The following is a 20859-nucleotide window of genomic DNA, read 5'->3' on the forward strand; positions in this document are numbered from 1 at the left end:
ATCTCTTCAGCAGCAAGGATGAATCAATATGTTTAAGTTAAGCCTTATCGCGCTCACTCTGCTGGGCGTTGCAGCCACAGGCCACGCCAGCTCGTCAGCGCAGCAGGTGGTGAATCAGATCAGCCAGTTTGGCGTCACTTATCAGGTGAACGATAATCAGGCCGCCCTGCATGGCACCGACTGCGCTGCGCTGGGTGCCGACTATGCCGCCTGCAATCGCGCCACCATTACCCTGACCAATAACGGCCCTGCCCTGACCGATAAACACTGGGCAATCTACATGAGCAACGTCCACCAGACGCTGCGGGTCGATAACGAACAGTTCAAAATGACTCATCTGGTCGGCGACCTGACCCGGCTGGAGCCGACTGAGAAGTTCACCGGCATTGGCGCGGGCGAATCGGTGCAGATTCCGATCGTTAACGAATACTGGCAGCTGTTTGCCACGGATGTGATGCCGCGCTGGTATGTGACGTCCGGGCAGGCCACCCCCAAAATTATTGCCAGCACCGATCATGAAGATCCCAGCCAGTTTGTGTTGCCGTTGGGGGATAACTGGCGACGCAGTGCCGATGACCGGAATATCCTGATGCAACCCGCCAGCCGGTTTGATAAAAACAGCGATGTTGCCACCCTGCCCGCCTCCGCGCTGCGCGGTCAAATCACACCCACGCCGCTTGAGGTGAAACTGCGTCCGCAGGATGCCGATCTCAGCCGTGGCGTCAGTCTGTCTCTGACCGGGTTGACCCGTGAAACCGGTGAGGCGGTAAAGCAGCGTCTGACCCTGCTTGGTCTGAAAGAAGATCCTGATGGATTTGCTATTAAGACGCAGATCAAACCGGATCATTTCAGCGGGAAAAAGGCTAAACCGGGCGCATACGATCTGGATATCACTCCCCGCCGCGCCATCGTGGTGGGCTACGATGCTTCCGGTGCGTTCTATGGTCTGATGTCGATTCTCTCGCTGATACCCACCGAAGGCGCGCCGCGTATTGCCACGCTGGAAGCCCATGACGCGCCACGCTTTGCCTATCGCGGCGCGTTTCTTGACGTTGCCCGCAACTTTCACACTAAACAGGCGGTCATGCGGCTGCTTGATCAGATGGCGGCCTGGAAGATGAACCGCTTCCACTTTCACCTTAGTGACGATGAGGGCTGGCGGATTGAGATTCCCGGCTTACCGGAACTGACTGACGTGGGGGCTAAACGCTGCCATGACCTGAGCGAACAGCGCTGCCTGCTGCCGCAGCTTGGTTCCGGTCCGTTCAGCGATAACAACGGCAGCGGCTATTTCAGCCGTGCCGACTATATCGAGATTGTGAAGTATGCCCAGGCCCGCCACATCCAGGTGATCCCGGAAATCGATATGCCCGCCCATGCCCGTGCCGCCGTCATCGCCATGGAAGCGCGCTATCAGCGGCTGATGAAGGAGGGACAATCTGAACAGGCCAGTGCGTATCGCCTGATCGATCCCACCGACGACTCTAATACCACCTCGGTGCAGCTCTATGACCGCACCAGCTATCTCAATCCCTGCATTGCGGGTTCGCAGCGGTTTGTCGATAAAGTGATCGGTGAAGTTCAGGCGATGCACCGGGAAGCGGGACAGCCGCTCGGCGTCTGGCATTTTGGCGGTGACGAAGCGAAGAATATCCGGCTGGGTGCTGGCTACTCGGATAAACGCGACCCTAAACCGGGCACCGGTCTGCGCGACTGGAGTAAAGAAGATCTGCCGTGGGCGAAATCGCAGGTTTGTCAGGCGCTGGTGAAGAGCGGCAAAGTGGACGATCTGGCGCACCTGCCGAGCTACTTTGCCCTGACCGTCAGTGACATCGTTAACCGACACGGTATTGGCAAAATGCAGGCCTGGCAGGATGGTTTAAAACATGCCAAAGATTCAGCATCCTTTGCCACACCGCGCGTCGCGGTCAACTTTTGGGACACCCTCTACTGGGGCGGTTTTGACACAGCCAGCGACTGGTCACAGAAAGGTTACGACGTGGTGATCTCCAGCCCCGACTATCTCTATCTGGATTTTCCATATGAAGTTAACCCGCTGGAACGCGGTTATTACTGGGGCACACGCTTCAACGACGAGCGCAAAATCTTTGGCTTCGCGCCGGACAACCTGCCGCAGAATGCTGAAACCTCGGTGGATCGCGACGGCAACTTTTTCAGCGCCAAATCAGAGAAGCCCTGGAGCGGTGCTTACGGCATTTCGGCCCAGCTGTGGAGCGAAACGGTACGCACTGACGCTCAAATGGAGCACATGATCTATCCTCGCCTGTTTGCAGTAGCGGAACGAAGCTGGCACCGCGCCAGCTGGGAGCAGGATTACAAGGCAGGTCAGGAGTATGTGGGGGGTAAAACCCATCTGGTCGATCAGCAGGCGCGTCTGAATGACTGGCAGCGATTTGCCAACCTGCTGGGACAGCGGGAACTGGCGAAGCTGGATAAGGCGGGCATCGATTATCGCCTGCCAGTGCCGGGAGCCAGAATCGTTGATGGCATCCTGTCGATGAACGTGGCCTTACCGGGCGTGACGCTGGAGTACAGCCTGGACAAGGGCACAAACTGGCAGCGCTACGATGCCACCAGACCGCCGCAGGTCAGCGGTGCGGTGGCAATTCGCTCGGTGAGCCGCGACGGGCAGCACACCAGCCGCGTTGAATCCCTGTAGCGCGTTGAATCCCTGTAGAAAGCGAAGTGTGAACGGGCTGAGAAGCCAGCGTTTGAATATGAAAAAGGCCGACAGAAGTCTAATGGCAGTCAGTTAAGCGACAGGGGATAACGCAGTCTGGTGCCGGGCAGGGGCTGGCGGTCCTCGCGCCGCTGCGCGGTTCCTTCACTTCATTCGCCTGCCTGACGGACCGCCGGGGATGGCACATCCTGTGCCGCCCCGCCTTTCGCCCGCGTCCTGCGGGCTCTCCTGGCAGACTCATTCTGTTCAGCGCTGCGGATTACCTGCCCCTGCCCGGCCCCAGCCTGCTCTGAAACTTCAGTGTGTATTGTTAAAAAGGGCACGATAGTGAAGGCCTGAGCGCCGCTGTTGCTCGCTCGCCCAGAAAAAAAGCTGCCACGTTTGACCGTGGCAGCCTTTACAAATCTGATCTTAACTGATCAGCATTAGACAGCAGTCGGCCCTTTCACACCTAAACCAGCTTCTCTTCGGGGACCGGCTCCGCACCCGCCATCTGCTGACGGCGCTCGATAATCATGGTTTGCGGTGTGGAGAGCAGGATGCCCTCTTTACGCAGACGCGTCAGAATATCGAACAGCAGGTCGCTCTTCGCCCCTGCGATCTGGCGCTGACCCGCCACGTTACCGGTGACGCTCAGTATAATTCCCTGCTGAGTCAGATCTTTAAACGAAACGGATGGCTCTGGCGTCTCCAGAATGCGTTCATTTTCGTTGTAGACCTCCAGCAGGATATCGCGCACTTTCGCCGGATCGATATCGAGCGGGAACGTCAGCGTAATCGTGACCACCCCCTGCGCATTACCCATGGTGGCATTTCGCACGTTCTGCGAGATAAACTGCGAGTTCGGCACAATCACCGTGGATTTATCGCCCAGCTGGATCTCGGTGGCGCGCACATTAATCCGGCGGATATCCCCTTCGATACCGCTGATGCTTACCAGATCACCAACCTTCACTGGCCGCTCGGTCAACAGAATCAGCCCCGAGATAAAGTTCTTCACAATCTCCTGTAAGCCAAAACCGATACCTACCGACAAGGCACTGACGATCCAGGCCAGCTTATTCCACTGCAGGCCCATGATCGACAACGTCAGCAGGATAATCAGCACATAACCGATGTTGCTGAACAGCGTCACCAGCGACACCCGCATGCCCACATCCATGGTGGTTTTCGGCAGAAAATCGGTGTCGAGCCAGCGGCGCACCGTTCGCAGCACATAGATGCCGACGATCAGGCAGATAATCGCATTCACCATATGCGCCGGGACGATATTCAGGGATTCAAGCCCTTTACCGCCCCAGAACTCAATCACTTTTTGCAGCAGCTCAATCGGTGTTGAAGAGGCAAAGGTCCCGTTGACCAGCGCCAGCGCCACAACCAGCACCAGGAAGGTTTTACCGATGGCCGTCAGCAACGTAGCCGTTTGCTGCAGATGACGCTCATTGATGTTAAGCGAACTCTGAATACGGCGACCGGTTGCGTTACTGGTCGAGAACAGGCTCTCACAGCCATCGTTAAGCAGATGACTGAGGAAGTAGAACGAACCAAACAGCAGGCCGCACCAGATCACTTCATAACTCAGGAACCGCGCCAGCGTGACGTAACCGATGAGCAGCGACACCAGAATGGCGATGCCGGTCAGCGTCAGGCCCATCTGGATCAATCCGACCAGCGTAGAACGGGCCTCCGGTGGTGTGCCCGCCTGGGTCATACGGCGACGAACCCGGTTGGTGCGCATGCTGATCGCCAGCGCGGTAGTACCAATCAGCAGTGCCGTCAGCCCGTTGGCAAAAATGGTGGTATTCAGGCTGGTGCCGACGCTGTAGTTAAACGCCTCGACCGTCTGGAAGATAAAGACCAGCACGGCGGTAATCGGTGGAAACGGTTTTAACGCCATCGCCACTTCATTGGAGATGGTCGGTAAACGCCAGCTGGGTCGGCGGGTAGAGAGGAAAGCGCGTCCCAGTCCGGCAATCAGGCCACAAAAGACACTGAGCCGAACCAGTTGATCCACAAAGTCCTGAACGTTTTCAGAAACCTCATCACGGCGGGTAAAGGCCAGGGCGATAAAGTTAAAGGTGAGGACGACAGCCACCAGGGTGGTCAGGGCTATCGCTGCCGCCAGGAAACTGCGGCGCAGCTTCCCTTCCGGCAGTTTGTGAATGCTGATCCAGGCCAGAAACTCTTCGCTGTAACGACGGCCAGCCGTCATTACCAGCATCGCAGCCAGCAGCCAGAAGACACTGCCCACGCGCCAGCCCGGCTCCCATGAAAGTGCCGCAGTGTCCTGCAACTCCTGCAGGAATTCACCGATTTTCTCGCCATCCAGATCCTGACTATTGAGCAGCGGTGACCAGAAGCGCGGCCCCAGAATGGTGCCGGAGTTCAGCGCCAGCTGGCTTTTCAGCTGATCGCGGCGCAGGTTAACAATCTGCGAGGAGAGCATCAGCGCGCCATTTTTAATGCCTTCGGCCTGTTTGATCTGGTCGTCGAGTTTGCTTTTCTGACTCTCCAGCGCGTTACGCTTGCGCGTCACTTCCGACGTCTCTTTTACGCCGCTGTCGGCTTTAGGTGCCGGCCCCAGAACCTGCAACTGGGCTTCCAGTTGCTGGCGATCGGGGAGCAGCGCCTGGCCCAGCGTGTCGGCACTGCCTGAGAGCTCAAGCGCCATTTCATTCAGCTGAGTCAGCTTGTTTTCGCCAGCATCAACGGAGACCTGACTTTTAATTTTATCGAGGATCTTCTGCATTTTCGGCAGTTCAACCGCAGCATTCAGCTTCGGCGGAGCATCCTGTTCCTGAGCAGCAGTGGCCTTATCATCCGCGGCCAGCGTCAGCGCCGGGGCAAACGCCACCAGCGCCAGCATTAACAATGCAAAAAAGGATCGTAGCTTAAACATATGAGTAAGATTCCGGCAGCTTAAATCAGGCGATCGTCCCTCGCCAGTCGCGCGTAGTGTAGGGCTTTGCAAGGGATGGCAATATAGGAATAACGGGCATTTTTCGGGCTAATTCGGTGCAGACAGAGGCGTGAAAATCGCTGTACGCCTCTGCCTGCATCATGCCGGATACCCGCTCAGCCTGCAGGTAATGCCAGTGTCCGCAGCGCGTAACACCGGCTATTTTCTACTCAACGTCGGCGCTGCTGGCCCCATTACTGGCAACCTGGCCCGACTTCTGCTTTTTATAGGCCAGCGCGGCGGCCGGCACCGGCGCCGCTTTACCGGTCTCAATCCAGCTGCGCAGACGGTTAGCGTCGGCGAAGTGGGTATATTTGCCAAAGGCATCCAGCACCACCAGCGCCACCGGACGATTATTAATCATGGTGCGCATCACCAGGCAGTGGCCCGCCTCATCGGTGTAACCGGTTTTGGTCAGCTGAATATGCCAGTCATCTTTATAGACCAGATGGTTGGTGTTGCGGAACGGCAGCGCATAGCTCGGATGGGCAAACACTGCCGTCTCCTCTTTAGTGGTGCTGAGCGCACCAAGCAGCGGATATTCCCGCGTTGCTTTGAGTAATTTAACCAGATCCTGCGCGCTGGAGACGTTTTGCGTCGACAGGCCGGTTGGCTCCACATAGCGGGTCTGTTTCATGCCGAGTGACCGCGCTTTCGCGTTCATCGCCCGGATAAAGGCGTTATAGCCGCCCGGATAAGCATGAGCCAGGCTGGCAGCGGCGCGGTTTTCCGAGGACATCAGCGCCAGCAGCAGCATATTACGGCGGCTGATCTGGCTATTGAGCTTAACGCGTGAGAAGACACCCCGCATTTCCGGCGTCTGGCTGACATCGACGGTTATCATCTCGTTCATCGGCAGATGCGCATCCAGCACCACCATAGCAGTCATCAGCTTGGTGATGGAGGCAATGGGCCTGACCCGATCAGGGTGGCTGGAAAACAGCACTTTATTGGTCGTGAGATCGACAATCATCGCACTGCCAGAGGCGATCTGCGGCTGAGCAATCGGCGCCAGTTGCGACAGCGACGTCGTCGCCTGCGCCGGCAGTGAAACAATCTGCCCTGAAACGAGCAGCGCCAGCGAAAGCAGGGTGGAACGAATTTTTGCAGGCATCGTAGAAAAAACCCGGTTATGAATATGTACTGTGTCAGACCGACACAGGCCGCCCGCTTCAGTGAGGTCGGAGCGCGGGCTGGCGGCGATATCATACCCGTAAGGTTAAGAAATTTCCTGGTGAGAGTGTTTCCGGGCGTAAAAAGAGAACTGCCGCCAGAGCGGCGGCAGCGGTCGGTCAGAACAGATGCGGTCCATATCCCCACAGCACCACGGTTAATGCCAGTAACACTTCAAATACCAGCACGCCGATGGCCAGCGTTGAACCGGAAAAGCGCAGACTCTCTTCGCGGTCGATATTCAGAAACAGTGGAATGCCGATATAGAGCAGATAACCGGTGTAGAGCAGCGCCAGCGCGCCCGCCAGCACGCAGAGCCAGACCAGCGGATAGAGCGCCACCAGCCCGCTGAGAAACAGCGGCGTGGCCACATAGCCCGCAAACACCGTACAGCGCTGTACGCCGGGGCGCTGCGGATAATCACGTGCCATCCAGTGAATCACGCGTCCCATTACCGCGACGCCACCCAGAATAATCAGATAGAACAGAATGCCAAGCCCAATCCCGGTCAACAGGTTGAGTTGCACATATTGCCCCTCGCCCAGATTCCAGCCCAGCTGAGTTGTGCCGATAAAGGCGCAGATCACCGGAATCGCCGCCATCAGCAGAACATGGTGGGTGTAATGGTGCGATACGCTCTCATTCTCTTGCTTGATATGACGCATTTCCTGATTCGGATGCGCCAGCAGACCCCAGACATGATTCATAGATTCACTCCTCTGATGCAGTGGGCCGCCCGATGATGCATCCGTCTTTGGGGGCAGCGTCCTCTCAAGTATAAACGGCAGCGAAACTTTCGTGGTGATCGGACAAAAAAACAGCATAAATAAACGGACCCATGAGGCACGGGCGGAAGCGAAGCCAAATCGCGTATAGACTGGAAGAAACAGTCACTGAACAGGGAGGGTCATTTTGCATCTGGATATCAACGCATTAATTACGCAGTACGGTTATCTGGCACTTTTTATTGGCTGTATCGCCGAGGGGGAAACATTTACGTTGCTGGGCGGCGTCGCCGCGCATGAGGGGCTGCTGCATTACGTGGGAGTGGTGCTGGCCGCGATGGGTGGCGGTATTGTCGGCGATCAACTGCTCTACTGGGTCGGTCGCCGCTGGGGCACGCAGATCCTGCGCCGCTTTAAAAAGCATCAGGATAAAGTGGTCAAGGCGAACCGCCTGATTAAACGCCGTCCCAGCCTGTTTGTGATTGGCGTGCGCTTTATGTATGGCTTTCGACTGATTGGCCCAATCATCATCGGGGCCAGCCGCCTCAATCCGATGAAGTTTTTTATTCTTAACGTCATCGGGGCAGCCATCTGGGCGCTGATCTTTGTCACACTGGGCTATTTCGCGGGCGGCATCATCGCGCCGTGGCTGCATAAACTCGACCAGCATCTGAAGCATCTGCTGTGGCTGTTCGGCGCAGTGGTATTCGCCTTTGCGCTGCGCTGGGTGATCCGCCGCTGGCACAATCGTCGTGCCGATCAGGAATAAATGAACCACGGATTCGCCAGCAGACGCCACCCGCTATGAGAGTGAGCTGACCGGTGGTAAGGGTCGCCGACGCTGAGCAGCGCCAGGCGACCCTGCTGGCGATTTCCCATGTTTCACCCGCCCTCACCCCTTCCCTGCCTCATTCAACCATACGTTAACCATCTGTGCCCAAACGAAGCCGCATCAGATGGCTCAGCTATAGTTAGGATGGACACTGACAGGGAGATGAGGATGAGTAAGGTAAAACGTAAGATTGAAGACCATGGCGTGATCGGAGATTTGCGCACCTGCGCACTGGTCGCGAATGATGGCACCATTGATTATCTCTGCTGGCCGGAACTCGACAGCCCGTCGGTCTTTGCCGCCCTGCTCGACAGCGATGATGCCGGGCTTTTCTCCCTGGCCCCTGACTGGCCCAATGCGCGACGTCAGCAGCTCTACCTGCCCGATACCAACATCCTGCAGACCCGCTGGCTGGATGATGAAGGCGTAGCGGAAATCACCGACTACATGCCGATTTGTGATGACAAGGACAAGCTGCCGCGTCTGATCCGGCGGGTCAAAATGGTACGCGGCAGCGCGACCTTTAGCCTGCGCTGTTCACCGCGCCACGACTACGCCCGGGCGCAGACCCGCGCAGAGGCGCACAACGGCTGTATCGATTTTCATGCCGAGGGCCAGCCGTCGCTGCGCCTCGCCGCCAGCGTGGCGATGACGCTGGAAGATGAAAGTGCTACCGCCCTCTTCACGTTACAACCCGGTGAACATGCGCAGTTTGAATTTGGCAGCGTGGATGATGCGCATATCGAAGCGCTGACCACCGAACACTGCTTTGAAGAGACGCTGAACTACTGGCGACGCTGGAGCGCCCACAGTAACTATCAGGGACGCTGGCGCGAAATGGTGCAGCGTTCGGCGCTGGTCCTCAAACTGCTGACCTCACATCAGCACGGCTCTATTGCGGCAGCAGCGACCTTTGGCCTGCCCGAAGAGCTGGGCGGTGAACGCAACTGGGACTATCGCGCCTCCTGGATCCGTGACGCCTCGTTCAGCATGTATGCCCTGATGCGGCTGGGCTATATCGATGAAGCCAAACACTTTACCCACTGGGTTGGTCGCTGCGTTGAAAACAGCCATCACGATGAGATGCGCCTGCAGGTCATGTACCGGCTGGACAGCGGCACCGAACTGCACGAGATGGAGCTGCTGAATCTCTCCGGCTATGCCGACTCCCGTCCGGTGCGCATCGGCAATGACGCCTGGCAGCAGACCCAGCTCGACATCTATGGCGAGCTGATGGATGCGGTCTATCTGGCCAATAAATATGGTGAGGCGATCTCCCAGCGCGGCTGGGAACATGTCGTCAAAATGATCGACTGGCTGTGTGAGAACTGGGATCAGCCCGATGCCGGTATCTGGGAGATGCGCGGTGAACCGGAACATTTCCTGCATTCACGTCTGATGTGCTGGGTGGCGATGGATCGCGCGCTGCGTCTGGGCATGAAGCGATCGCTGCCGATGCCTTATGAACGCTGGGATCGGGCGCGCCGGGAGATCCGCGAGGATATCTGGGCTAACTTCTGGAACAGTGAGCGGGGTCACTTCTCTTCGACCCGTCATGGCGAACATCTCGACGCCTCAATGCTGCTGATGCCGCTGGTGCGTTTTGTGGGAGCCACCGACCCGGACTGGATTGCCACGCTGGATGCGATCAAAACCAATCTGGTCAGCGACGGTATGGTGCGCCGTTACAATACGCATGAGACGCCCGCCGATGGCCTGAAAGGCTCAGAAGGGTCCTTCGGAGCCTGCTCCTTCTGGTATGTCGAGTGTCTGGCGCGCGCGGGCCGGATTCAGGAAGCGCATTTTGAATTTGAAAAGTTGCTGAGCTACGCCAATCCACTGGGCCTCTACGCGGAGGAGTTTGACAGCCACGGCCATGCGCTGGGCAACACGCCGCAGGCGCTAACCCATCTGGCGTTAATCAGTGCCGCCTTTTTCCTGAACCGCAAACTCAGCGGCGAACAAACACAGTGGCAACCTTAGTCAGCGATAAGCCCGTAAAGCCCCATTTTTAGCGCCCTGCTTTCGGTAAATGCGCTAACATCCGCGGTGAATTTACGTAAAGTATTGCAGGCAGGTTAAAATCCCGATTCACAACGTCAGATTAATGAACATATAATGCGCAGCAGGTCACATTGGCCAGCATGAATTCGACACACTGAACAGCCTGAAATATGGCGATAAAGAATTGTAAAATATGAAAATCATTCGCGCTTTCGCTTCAATCGCACTGGCTCTGGCGGCCTTCAGCCAGTCAGCCTTTGCTGTGGTTTACCCGTTACCGCCGGCCAACAGTCGTCTGATCGGCGAAAATATCGAAATTACTGTCCCTGAAGACAGCAAACTGCCGCTGGAAGCTTTTGCGGCGCAGTACCAGATGGGCCTCAGCAATATGCTGGAAGCCAATCCGGGCGTTGACGTTTATCTGCCTAAGGCTGGCAGCAAAATGATCATCCCACAGCAGCTGATCCTGCCGGACGCACCGCGTGAAGGCATTGTGATTAACAGCGCGGAGATGCGTCTTTACTACTATCCGAAAGGCAGCAAAACCGTGGTGGTGTTGCCTATTGGTATCGGTGAACTGGGTAAAGATACCCCGATTAACTGGACCACAGCGGTAGAACGTAAAAAAGATGGCCCGACCTGGACGCCAACCAAAGGCATGCATGCAGATTACGCGGCGCGCGGTGAAACCCTGCCAGCGGTCTTCCCGCCAGGCCCGGATAACCCGATGGGCCTGTATGCGCTCTATATCGGTCGTCTGTATGCGATTCACGGCACCAACGCCAACTTCGGTATCGGCCTGCGCGTGAGCCATGGTTGTGTGCGTCTGCGCGCTGACGATATCAAATGGCTGTATCAGAACGTGCCGGTCGGCACGCGCGTACAGTTTGTTGATCAGCCGGTAAAAGCGACCGTGGAGCCAGACGGTTCACGGTATGTAGAAGTGCATAACCCGCTGTCGACCACCGAAGAGCAGTTCAACTCGCGTGAGCTGGTGCCGATTACGCTGAATCAGGCGGTGAGCAAAGTTCTGGTTGATGCCAGCGTCAATCAGGATCAGGTTAATGGCGCGATTCAGGGCCGTACCGGTATGCCAGTAAAAGTGAACGGCGTGGAGAACAACATCCAGACTGCGCCAGTTCCGATGCCGGAAAACCCGCAGGCTGTGCCACAGGAAGAGCCAATGACGCCAGTCACCTCTCAGGGTGCAAACAGTGATGCCGCGCAGCCACAGCAGCCGGCCACTGAGCCAGCCGCACCGGCCGCTCCGGTAACACCAGCAGCACCTGCAGCCGCGGCCAATACCAGCTCGTAATTGCCGCCCTGCTTGCAGAAGCCAGCGCCTGTCGCTGGCTTTTTTATTGCCTGCGTTTCCGCGTTTTTCCCCGCACTCCGCTCAGAATGCCCCGTCCGACGATCATTAATCTGTCATATAAAGCGCGTATCAAACTGCGTTGACCCGGTGCAAATCAGCATCCGGCATCAGCCACCAGAGGTACACCATGAGCGAAAACAGTCTCTCCTCCTCATCAGCCCGAGGTCGCCCCGATTTCAACGGCAAAAATAGCCGTTTCAGTAAACCGCTGTTCTTTATTCTGCTGGTTGCCGGACTGGCGTTCGCTGGCCTCAACCTGGTCAGCGATGTTGAAGAGACCAATATGCCGGTCACCAGCTATCTGCCGTTCTTTCTGCTGGGGCTGGCACTGCTGATTGCGCTCGGCTTTGAGTTCGTGAATGGCTTTCACGATACCGCCAATGCCGTAGCGACCGTGATCTACACCCATTCGCTGACGCCCGGCGTCGCGGTGGTCTGGTCCGGTTTCTGTAACTTTCTGGGTGTGCTGCTCTCCAGCGGCGTGGTGGCGTTTGGCATTATCTCACTGCTGCCGGTGGAGTTGATCCTGCAGGCCAGCAGCGGCAGCGGGTTTGCCATGGTCTATGCGCTGCTCTTCTCAGCGATTATCTGGAACCTCGGCACCTGGTATTTAGGGCTGCCGTCGTCGTCGTCCCATACGCTGATCGGCTCGATCATCGGCGTCGGCGTTGCCAATGCAATGCTGCACGGACGCAGTGGTCTGAGCGGGGTTGACTGGGATCAGGCACTGAAGGTCGGCTATGCACTACTGCTGTCGCCGGTGGTCGGCTTTGTCTGCGCCGGGCTGCTGCTGTGGGTGATGAAACTGTTTATCCGCAATCGCCAGCTTTATCAGGCGCCGGAAAGCAATCAGCCGCCACCGGTCTGGATCCGCGGCCTGCTGATCCTGACCTGTACCGGCGTGTCGTTTGCGCACGGCTCTAACGATGGTCAGAAAGGGATGGGGCTGATTATGCTGATCCTGGTGGGCACCATGCCGATCGCCTACGCCCTGAATCGATCGCTGCCACCCGATCAGATCCCGCGCGTCGCGGCGCTGAACGAAGTGACCGCCCATCAGCTGCTGCAGCTGCAACCCGCCTCAGCCAATCCTCCACCGGCCCGTGAGGTACTGACCGGCTTTGTTGGCAGCAACAGCATGAATCCCGACGTGCTGCCCGCGCTGGCGATGACGCTGCGCGAAGTCGGCGATGAGATTCGTCGTTACGGTTCAATGGAAAACATTCCAGCCCAGGCGGTGACCAATACCCGCAACCAGATGTATCTGGCGTCAGAATCGATCAAGCATCTGCAGAGCGCCGAGGTCAGACTGCCGCAGGAGACGGAACGCAACCTTAAGGCAGTGAAAACGGAACTCGACAGCGCCACCCGTTTTATTCCGATGTGGGTGAAAGTGGTGGTGGCGATTGCGCTGGGACTGGGCACCATGGTCGGCTGGCGCCGGATTGTGGTCACCGTGGGAGAACGGATCGGTAAAACCCATCTGAGCTATGCCCAGGGCGCCAGCGCCGAACTGGTGGCGATGATGACCATTGGCGCGGCAGACGGTTTCGGTTTACCGGTTTCCACCACTCACGTGCTCTCATCCGGCGTAGCGGGCACCATGGCGGCGAACCGTTCCGGCTTGCAGCTCTCGACGCTGCGTAACCTGGCCGTCGCCTGGATTTTAACGCTGCCGGTATCTATTCTGCTCTCTGCCCTGCTTTACTGGGTGTTCAGCCATTTTTAACGGTCTGCGGCTTATCGTCATTCAGGCGATAAGCCGCTGCTGCCAGTAAAGCCGCAGGGTAATCAGTAGCGCTCCCAGCACCATCAACGCCGCCGCCAGATAGACTGACTGCATCCCCCAGTGTCCGATAAGCAATCCCGCCACCGGGCCGGTTAAACCCAGGCCCAGATCGAGAAAAGCGGAATAGGTGCCCAGCGCAGAGCCCTGATCCTGGCGCTCAACCCGTTTAACCGCCTCAACGCCCAGTGCCGGAAAGACCAGCGAAAATCCGCTGCCGGTAAGGAATGCGCCCGCCCCTACCAGCCAGGCGCTGTCCGCCTGCCAGATAATCAGCAGTCCCAGACATTCCAGCAGGAATGAGAAGAGCGACACGCGCAGCCCGCCGAAACGGGTAATAAAGCGACCAAACCCCAGACGCACCAGCACAAAACCCAGACTGAACAGCGTCAGCGCATAGGCCGCGCCCTGCCAGTCACGGCTGGCAAAATAGAGGGTGATAAAGGTGGCGATAACGCCAAAACCTATGGTGCCGAAGCCCAGCGCCAGGCCATAAAGCCAGACGCGCGAAAAGACGCGGTGAAACGGAATGCGCTCGCCCACACTGACCGTCACCGCCGGTTTGCGACTGGCCATCAGATAGCCCGCCACGCCCATCAGCGCAATCAGCCCGGCAAATCCACTCATACCAAATTCACTGTTCAGCAGCACACCCAGCGGTGCACCGACGGCCATTGCCAGATAGGTCGCAACACCGTTCCAGGAGATCACGCGCGCGGTCTGCATTGGCCCGACGATGTTCATACCCCACAAGGTAGAGCCGGTGCTGCTGAAGCTTTCACCTACGCCGAGAAACAGCCGCCCGATGGCCAGCAGCGCCAGACTCAGCCATGGCCAGCCGCTCAGCAGTGCGGCCACGATAGTCAGCACCCCGCTCATGCCGCAGCAGAGCAGTCCCAGCATCACCACCCGCTTTGGCCCAAGGCGATCGGCCAGACGGCCCGACTGCGGACGGCTGAGCAGCGTCGCAAAATATTGAATGCTGATAATCAGTCCGGCGATAAAGGAGCTGAAGCCAAGATGATTTTTGACGAAGCCTGGCAGCACGGCCAGCGGCAGTCCGACAGAGAGATAGCAGAAGAAGGTGAAGATAATAACGGAGAGGATTCGTTTGTTGAGCTGGCTGTTGCTCAACACAGCGGAGTCAGACATAGCAGGCAAGGGGTCCAGGAAATTTTTCCCACTATACCGTCAGGTCACTAAAGGGTCGCCTGATTTTTTATCACAAACCATGAACATGTGCGTGACGATCAATCGCCTGTGCAATGTCGCCCGACGATTTTAACGCACGGATTTCGCTGAATAAGCCATCGGCTTCGCCATAGGCTTTGCGCAGATAACCGAGCCACTGTTTGATACGCGCCACGTGATAGAGGCCGGTATCGCCCTGCTTTTCCAGCCGGCTGTATTTCTGTAATAACCGCACCACATCAGGCCAGGCCATCGGCGGCTCGTTATATTTCACTACCCGGCTCAGGTTAGGGATGTTCAGTGCGCCACGGCCAATCATCACCGCATCGCAGCCGGTTACCGCCATACAGTGTTGCGCGCTTTGCCAGTCCCATATTTCGCCATTGGCAATCACCGGAATGCGCAGCCGCTGACGAATGTCGCCAATCGCCTGCCAGTTGATCGCCTCTGCGCGATAGCCCTCTTCTTTGGTCCGCCCATGCACCGCCAGCTCGCTGGCACCGGCCTGTTGCACCGCATCGGCAATCTCCAGACTGCGGGCGCTGGAGTCCCAGCCGAGCCGAACTTTTACCGTTACCGGCAAATCTTCAGGCACCGCTTCACGCATCGCTTTCGCGCCGCGATAGATCAGATCGGGATCTTTAAGAAGAGTTGCGCCGCCTCCGCTGCCGTTGACCAGTTTAGAAGGACAACCACAGTTGAGATCCACACCCCATGAGCCCAGTTCCACCGCACGTGCGGCGTTTTCGGCTAACCATTCGGGATGCTGCCCCAGCAGCTGCATACGCACCCGCGTGCCGGAAGGCGTGCGGCTGGCGTTATGCAGTTCGGGGCAGAGACGGTAGAAAGATTTTACCGGCAGCAGTTGATCGACCACGCGCAAAAACTCAGTGATGCAGAGATCGTAGTCGTTTACTTCCGATAACAGCTGGCGCACCAGTGAATCCAGCACGCCCTCCATTGGTGCCAGTAAAACCCTCATACTCAGACGTTTCCGGTACGCTTCGCTGCTGCCGGACGACGCGGACGGGCTGCGGGCCTATCGCCCTGAGGAGCGGCCTGGCTCTGACGACGCGCCTGAGGACGCTTTTCGCCGGATGAAGATGAGCGCGATGCGCCTGCACCCTGTCCGCCCTGGCTGCGACCACGGCCGCCACCTGCACCGCCGCGAGACTGCTGCTGACGACCGTTGATGATCGGCTCCGCTTTGATGCTCGGATCGGGTTCATAACCTTCAACGGCCAGACGCGGGATTTCACGCTTCAGCAGACGTTCGATATCACGCAGCAGCTTATGCTCATCGACGCAGACCAGTGACAGTGCGACACCGGTCGCCGCCGCACGGCCGGTACGACCAATGCGGTGAACGTAATCTTCGGCGACGTTAGGCAGCTCATAGTTCACGACGTGTGGCAGCTCTTCGATATCCAGGCCACGGGCCGCGATATCGGTGGCAACCAGGACGCGAATTCCGCCTGACTTAAAGTCGGCCAGCGCGCGGGTACGTGCACCCTGGCTCTTGTTGCCGTGGATCGCGGCAGCGGAGATACCATCTTTACCCAGCTGCTCGGCAAGGTGGTTCGCGCCGTGTTTGGTACGGGTAAAGACCAGCACCTGCTGCCAGTTGCCTTCGCCAATCAGCTGAGACAACAATTCACGCTTACGCTTCTTATCAACGAAAGCCACCTGCTGCGCGACCTGCTCGGAGGCGGTGTTGCGGCGAGCCACTTCAATCATTTCCGGGTTGGTCAGCAGTTTCTCAGCCAGGCCTTTGATCTCATCAGAGAAGGTGGCAGAGAACAGCAGGTTCTGACGTTTGGCCGGCAGACGTGCCAGTACGCGACGGATGTCGTGGATAAAGCCCATATCCAGCATACGGTCCGCTTCATCCAGCACCAGAATTTCGACCTGTGACAGGTCAACCGCATTCTGTTGTGCCAGATCCAGCAGGCGTCCAGGCGTTGCCACCAGGATATCGACGCCGCCACGCAGTTTTACCATCTGTGGATTGATGCTGACGCCACCAAACACCACCATGGAACGCAGCGAGAGATATTTGCTGTAGTCGCTGACGTTTTCGCCAACCTGCGCCGCGAGTTCACGGGTTGGGGTCAGGATCAGGGCGCGCACCGGGCGACGACCGCGGATGGGCGTGGCAGTGGCAGAGAGTTTTTGTAACATCGGTAAGGTAAAGCCGGCTGTTTTGCCGGTGCCGGTCTGGGCGCTCGCCAGCAGATCGCGGCCTGCCAGCACAACAGGAATCGCCTGGCGCTGGATAGGTGTGGGTTCGCTGTAGCCTTGTTCGGCGACCGCGCGCAAAATATCGGCACTCAGGCCGAGAGAGTCAAAAGACATTAAGTGATTTACTCCGGTCCGCTCTGACCGTGATTCACGGTGTAGTTTTCAGAGGGATAGTGACGCCAGCCAGGGCTGACGCGTGAAAAGGGCGCAAACTACGATGCGTAAGCGGGCGAGTGTAACAGCTTTAAGAGAAGTGTGCGAGATAGCTCACATTTCCTGACACAACTTAACCGCCTGAAAACAGGAAGGCCACCTTCCGGTGGCCTTCAACTTAACTACGTTTGTTTTCGATTCGTCGCGGTGGCTCTTTCGCCAGCAGCGAGACCAGCGCCGGACCCAGCAACATCACTACGCCGAGACACGCCAGCAGCAGGTTGTTGTGGTAAATCCGCGACACCAGGAACAGTGTCATCATGGCGGCGCCAAAGTAGTAAGTGGTGGTCGCTTCTTCAAGATAATCGCCGAGAGTACGTAAACGGGCAATGCGCTGTGTCACCAGCATGGCAACAAAAACCAGTGCGTACATCGCCACCAGCGTACTGCAGACATCAACCAGCGCTTTGTGCTTCCAGCCCCAGATCAGTGCAGCGATCACCAGCAGATGCATAGCAATATGCAACAACGTTTGACCCGTGATAATTTGAATACGATTAGACCATTTCATTCAGTTCTCCTGGCAGACCCAACAGGTCGCCCAAGTGCTACCGGCACAAGCCGGAAACGATTTCCTCAATGTAAAACAATTTTCGGATAACGCCCTAATTTTCGCCCTCTTTCACCACCCATTTGTGACAAAGACTACACTTTGATTCTATTGATGATGAAAAGGAGTGCGTCGCGAGTATGCCACAAAACAAGCAAGGATTTTCAATAAAAGTCCTGACGATCAATACACATAAGGGTTTCGCCCCTTTCAATCGCCGCTTCATCCTGCCCGAATTACGCGACGCCGTTCGCGCAACGGAGGCGGATGTGGTCTTTCTGCAGGAGGTGATGGGCACGCATGCCATCCACTCCATTAACCATGAGGAGTGGCCCGATTCTCCTCATTATGAGTTTCTGGCCGACACCATATGGAACGATTTCGCCTATGGGCGTAATGCGGTCTATCCGGAGGGGCATCACGGCAATGCGGTGCTGTCTCGCTTCCCGATCGCCGACTATGAGAACCGGGATATCTCGGTGGCGGGCAGTGAAAACCGCGGCATGCTGCACTGCCAGATCGCCCTGCCCGAGCCGCACGGCACGCTGCATGTCATCTGTGTTCATCTGGGTCTGAAAGTGGCCCATCGTCACGCGCAGATGAAGAAAATATGTGAAATGGTTAACTCACTGCCGCCCGACGCGCCGGTGGTGGTGGCGGGCGATTTCAACGACTGGCAGCGACGCGCTAACTCCATTCTGAAACATGGCGCAGGCCTGAAAGAGGTATTCAGCATGAAAACCGGACGCCCGGCGCGCACCTTCCCGGCGCGCTTCCCGATCCTGCGGCTCGACCGCATCTATGTCCGCAACGCCACCGTCAGTCATCCGTGGGCGCTGCCGCGCAAGCCCTGGTCCCATCTTTCCGACCATGCGCCGCTGGCGGTGGAGATTCACCTATGAATTTTAGCTGGCAGGAAGGCAACCGGCTGCTGTTGCTGGAAAATGGCGAAGCGTTTTTCCCGCGGGTCTTTGGCGCCATTCAGCGGGCGGAACGTACGGTATTAATCGAAACCTTTATTCTGTTTGAGGATGACGTGGGCAACGCCCTGCACCGCGAACTGCTGGCGGCAGCCCAGCGCGGCGTGCGGGTCGAAGTGATGGTCGATGGTTATGGCTCTGCCGAACTCTCCGACAAATTTGTTAACAGCCTGACCAGCGCTGGCGTGCGTTTCATCTATTACGATCCGCGTCCGCTGGTGATGGGGATGCGCACCAACGTTTTCCGCCGCCTGCACCGCAAAACCGTGGTGGTGGATGACGTGGTGGCCTTTGTGGGCGGCATTAACTTCTCGGCCGAGCACAACACCGATTATGGCCCGGAAGCGAAACAGGATTATGCGGTACAGGTCAAAGGCCCGGTGGTGGGTGACATCGCCCGCTATCTGCAACAGGCGATTGGCAGCGAACAGAATACCCGCCGCTGGTGGGGATCGCGCTCTCATCGTCCGGCGGTCAACGCCACGCCCGGCGATGCTCAGGTGCTCTATGTTTATCGCGATAACGACGAGCATCGCGATGACATCGAAGTCCACTACCTGGAGATGCTGCGCGAGGCGAAGCGGGATGTGATTATCGCCAACGCCTACTTCTTCCCAGGTTACCGGCTGCTGCGTGAGATGCGCAACGCCGCGCAGCGTGGCGTCCGGGTACGACTGATTGTGCAGGGCGAGCCGGATATGCCGATTGTGAAAGTGGGCGCGGAGCTGCTCTACAACTATCTGGTCGATGGCGGCGTTGAAGTCTACGAATATATCCGTCGCCCGCTGCACGGCAAGATCGCGGTAAAAGACGACTACTGGGCCACCGTCGGCTCCAGCAATCTCGATCCGCTCAGCCTGTCACTTAACCTTGAAGCCAATCTGATCATCCACGACAGGCCGTTTAACCAGACACTGCGTGATAACCTGGAAGCGCTGCTGGCCAACGATTGCCAGCGCGTGCAGGAAGATCGCTTACCGCCGCGCAACTGGTGGCAACTGAGTAAAAGCGTGGTGGTATTCCACTTCCTGCGCCATTTCCCGGCCATCGCTGGCTGGCTGCCGGCGCATACGCCGCTGCTGGCCCAGGTGGGTGAGCCGGTACAGCCTGAAATGGAGACGCAGGATCGCGTTGAAACTGATAACCCGGGAGCAAAATCCTGATGGCAAAAAAACATCCACGCTGGCAACTGGCGAAAAAAATCCTCACCGTGCTCTTTTTCATCGCGGTGGTGGTTCTGCTGGTGGTCTATGCCCGCAAAGTGAACTGGGAAGATGTTTATGACGTCATCGTTAATTACAACCGCTTTGTGGTACTGACCGCCGCCGGACTGGTGGTGCTGAGTTACCTGGTGTATGGCTGCTACGACCTGATTGGACGCGCCTACTGCGGCCATAAGCTGGCGAAGCGGCAGGTGATGCTGGTGTCGTTTATCTGTTACGCCTTCAACCTGACGCTGAGTACCTGGGTGGGTGGCGTCGCGATGCGCTACCGGCTCTATTCACGGTTAGGGCTGGATAGCGGCACCATTACCCGCATCTTCTCTCTGAGCATCGCCACTAACTGGCTGGGCTATATTCTGCTGGCGGGCGTGGTATTCAGTGCGGGCATGGTGTCGATTCCCAGCGGCTGGTTTATTGGTGAAACTACCCTGCGGCTGATTGGTGGCGCTCTGCTGGTGCTGGTGGCGATCTACCTCTGGGCCTGTGCCTTCTCAAAGCAGCGTCGCTGGACGATCAAAGGCCAGACGCTGCAGTTGCCCTCGCTGCGCATGGCGCTGCTGCAGTTTGCGGTTTCCTGTGCCAACTGGATGGTGATGGGGGCGATTATCTGGCTGCTGCTGGGACGAGACGTCGGTTATCCGATGGTGCTGGGCGTGCTGCTGATCAGCAGTATTGCCGGGGTAATCATTCATATTCCGGCGGGCATTGGCGTACTGGAAGCGGTCTTCCTGGCGCTGCTTAGCGGTCAGCACGCCTCGCATGGCACTATCATTGCGGCGCTGCTGGCTTATCGCGTGCTCTACTTTATCCTGCCGCTGCTGTTAGCGCTGGTGCTCTATCTGGGGCTGGAGAGTCGGGCGAAGCATCTGCGTCAGAAGAACGAGCAGAAGTTGCAGAAGTCGTAAT

15 protein-coding genes are annotated in these 20859 nt (G+C 57.6%); 8 read left to right on the forward strand and 7 right to left on the reverse strand.

Annotated features, from left to right (window positions below; all coding sequences use genetic code 11):
- Window positions 1–28: 28 nt before the first annotated feature.
- Window positions 29–2680 carry a beta-N-acetylhexosaminidase gene (locus tag OK412_RS12120; protein ID WP_264353209.1) on the forward strand — a complete coding sequence of 884 codons (2652 nt, stop codon included), beginning with the start codon at window positions 29–31 and terminating at the stop codon, window positions 2678–2680.
- 472 nt (window positions 2681–3152) lie between these two features.
- On the opposite strand, the gene OK412_RS12125 is transcribed toward OK412_RS12120, so the two are convergent.
- The 3 genes from OK412_RS12125 to OK412_RS12135 form a co-directional block, all read right to left on the reverse strand.
- Entirely contained in the window at window positions 3153–5600 is a 2448-nt protein-coding gene (locus tag OK412_RS12125) for a DUF3772 domain-containing protein (RefSeq protein ID WP_050680587.1), read from the reverse strand.
- Window positions 5601–5826: 226 nt separating this feature from the next.
- Window positions 5827–6774, reverse strand: coding sequence for a D-alanyl-D-alanine endopeptidase (pbpG, locus tag OK412_RS12130; protein WP_010669685.1), 948 nt, complete (start codon window positions 6772–6774; stop codon window positions 5827–5829).
- A gap of 178 nt (window positions 6775–6952) precedes the next feature.
- Window positions 6953–7540 (reverse strand): Yip1 family protein, encoded by a 588-nt coding sequence (locus OK412_RS12135; RefSeq protein ID WP_010260296.1) that lies wholly within the window; start codon window positions 7538–7540, stop codon window positions 6953–6955.
- Window positions 7541–7745: 205 nt separating this feature from the next.
- Here OK412_RS12135 and OK412_RS12140 point away from each other — a divergent pair, with 205 nt between their 5' ends.
- The 4 genes from OK412_RS12140 (at window position 7746) to OK412_RS12155 (ending at window position 13498) form a co-directional block, all read left to right on the forward strand.
- Entirely contained in the window at window positions 7746–8327 is a 582-nt protein-coding gene (locus tag OK412_RS12140) for a DedA family protein (RefSeq protein ID WP_264353210.1), read from the forward strand.
- 231 nt (window positions 8328–8558) lie between these two features.
- Entirely contained in the window at window positions 8559–10373 is a 1815-nt protein-coding gene (locus OK412_RS12145; protein ID WP_010669684.1) for a glycoside hydrolase family 15 protein, read from the forward strand.
- A 214-nt stretch (window positions 10374–10587) separates the two neighbouring features.
- On the forward strand, window positions 10588–11709 hold the full coding sequence (locus OK412_RS12150; RefSeq protein ID WP_010260287.1) for a L,D-transpeptidase family protein: 1122 nt from the start codon (window positions 10588–10590) through the stop codon (window positions 11707–11709).
- Between the two features lie 187 nt (window positions 11710–11896).
- Complete coding sequence (locus OK412_RS12155; RefSeq protein WP_039387694.1) at window positions 11897–13498, forward strand: inorganic phosphate transporter; 1602 nt, start codon at window positions 11897–11899, stop codon at window positions 13496–13498.
- Between the two features lie 21 nt (window positions 13499–13519).
- On the opposite strand, the gene OK412_RS12160 is transcribed toward OK412_RS12155, so the two are convergent.
- The 4 genes from OK412_RS12160 to OK412_RS12175 form a co-directional block, all read right to left on the reverse strand.
- Window positions 13520–14707: an MFS transporter gene (locus OK412_RS12160; protein ID WP_010260279.1), complete on the reverse strand. Its 1188-nt coding sequence runs from the start codon at window positions 14705–14707 to the stop codon at window positions 13520–13522.
- 70 nt (window positions 14708–14777) lie between these two features.
- Window positions 14778–15728, reverse strand: coding sequence for a tRNA dihydrouridine(16) synthase DusC (gene dusC / locus OK412_RS12165; protein WP_010260276.1), 951 nt, complete (start codon window positions 15726–15728; stop codon window positions 14778–14780).
- 2 nt (window positions 15729–15730) lie between these two features.
- Window positions 15731–17101, reverse strand: a complete 1371-nt coding sequence (gene rhlE / locus OK412_RS12170; protein ID WP_010669682.1) for an ATP-dependent RNA helicase RhlE — start codon at window positions 17099–17101, stop codon at window positions 15731–15733.
- A gap of 217 nt (window positions 17102–17318) precedes the next feature.
- Window positions 17319–17711, reverse strand: a complete 393-nt coding sequence (locus OK412_RS12175; RefSeq protein WP_031594396.1) for a YbhQ family protein — start codon at window positions 17709–17711, stop codon at window positions 17319–17321.
- A 179-nt stretch (window positions 17712–17890) separates the two neighbouring features.
- On the opposite strand from OK412_RS12175, the gene OK412_RS12180 reads away from it, so the two are divergent.
- From OK412_RS12180 to OK412_RS12190, 3 genes are read left to right on the forward strand one after another with little or no spacing between them, the layout of a single operon-like run.
- Window positions 17891–18652 carry an endonuclease/exonuclease/phosphatase family protein gene (locus OK412_RS12180; protein ID WP_061901646.1) on the forward strand — a complete coding sequence of 254 codons (762 nt, stop codon included), beginning with the start codon at window positions 17891–17893 and terminating at the stop codon, window positions 18650–18652.
- On the forward strand, window positions 18649–19893 hold the full coding sequence (gene clsB, locus OK412_RS12185) for a cardiolipin synthase ClsB (protein WP_010260263.1): 1245 nt from the start codon (window positions 18649–18651) through the stop codon (window positions 19891–19893). The genes OK412_RS12180 and clsB overlap by 4 nt, the downstream gene beginning before the upstream one ends.
- Window positions 19893–20858 carry a lysylphosphatidylglycerol synthase domain-containing protein gene (locus tag OK412_RS12190; protein WP_086905457.1) on the forward strand — a complete coding sequence of 322 codons (966 nt, stop codon included), beginning with the start codon at window positions 19893–19895 and terminating at the stop codon, window positions 20856–20858. Before clsB ends, OK412_RS12190 begins: the two co-directional genes overlap by 1 nt.
- The last annotated feature ends 1 nt before the right edge of the window (window position 20859 follow it).

This window comes from Pantoea sp. JV6 (assembly GCF_025910055.1).
Classification (GTDB): Bacteria; Pseudomonadota; Gammaproteobacteria; order Enterobacterales; family Enterobacteriaceae; genus Pantoea; species Pantoea agglomerans.